1 protein-coding gene is annotated in these 1,101 nt (G+C 36.4%); it reads left to right on the top strand.

What is annotated here, in order from left to right:
• Window positions 1-386: 386 nt before the first annotated feature.
• A partial coding sequence (gene gmd, locus KDK18_RS09985) for a GDP-mannose 4,6-dehydratase (protein WP_257254754.1) occupies window positions 387-1,101 on the top strand: 715 nt, incomplete at its 3' end.

Below are 1,101 nucleotides of genomic sequence, written 5' to 3'. Positions count from 1 at the left end.
CAATTATTGAGAGTCATGAATCAAAAGAGGCGACATCTATCCTGACACAGCGGGGTATCAAGGTAAATGATTATGCCTATCAGTAAAGCTGATGAAATATATATGAGGCATATTTAGAAATACATCGATAGTCATACTGTCGGCATGTTCGGTTTTCTTTATTAAAATAATGTTTTTATGATGTTTAATTGATTGTTAGATTTTTAGATAAATCTATTTGTGATGGCGATATACATGTAATTTATCGTAATTTTATTTATCTTAATTACATTAGTAGTGATAAAGCAACATGTATTTAGTTGTGGTAAATCAGCTTACAGGGTCGCATTAAAGAGTGTGTTACCTAACGTTAAGTCAATTTTAAATATTTATTTTGGTGAAATATTTTGAATAAAAAGGTGGCATTAATTACGGGTGTAACTGGTCAAGATGGATCTTACCTAGCAGAGTTATTATTGCGTAAAGGTTATGAGGTTCATGGCGTAAAGCGACGGGCATCTTCATTTAACACGGATAGAATTGATCATATATATGAGGATCCTCACATTGAGAATGCAAAATTTAAACTCCATTATGGTGATTTGAGTGATAGCTCAAATTTAACGCGTATTCTTAGTGAAGTGCTGCCTGATGAAGTATACAATTTGGCCGCACAGTCACATGTGGCAGTTTCATTTGAAGCTCCTGAGTATACCGCTGATGTAGATGCTTTAGGTACCCTAAGACTCCTTGAGGCTATCCGCTTTCTTGGGCTTGAAAAAAAAACCCGCTTTTATCAAGCATCAACTTCAGAGCTTTACGGGTTGGTTCAAGAAATACCACAAAAAGAAACTACTCCTTTTTATCCCCGTTCACCATATGCAGTAGCTAAGCTTTATTCTTATTGGATAACTGTGAACTATCGTGAATCATATGAGATGTATGCTTGTAACGGTATACTTTTCAACCATGAATCACCTCGCAGAGGTGAAACTTTTGTAACACGTAAGATTACCCGTGGGCTGTGTAATATTGCACAAGGTCTAGAATGCTGTTTATTTCTTGGTAATATGGATGCCCTGCGGGACTGGGGCCATGCCCGTGATTATGTGGAAATGCAAT

This window comes from Endozoicomonas sp. SESOKO3 (assembly GCF_024606255.1).
The sequence above is the reverse complement of the archived record's forward strand: the minus strand, read 5'-3'. Positions and strand labels throughout refer to the sequence as shown.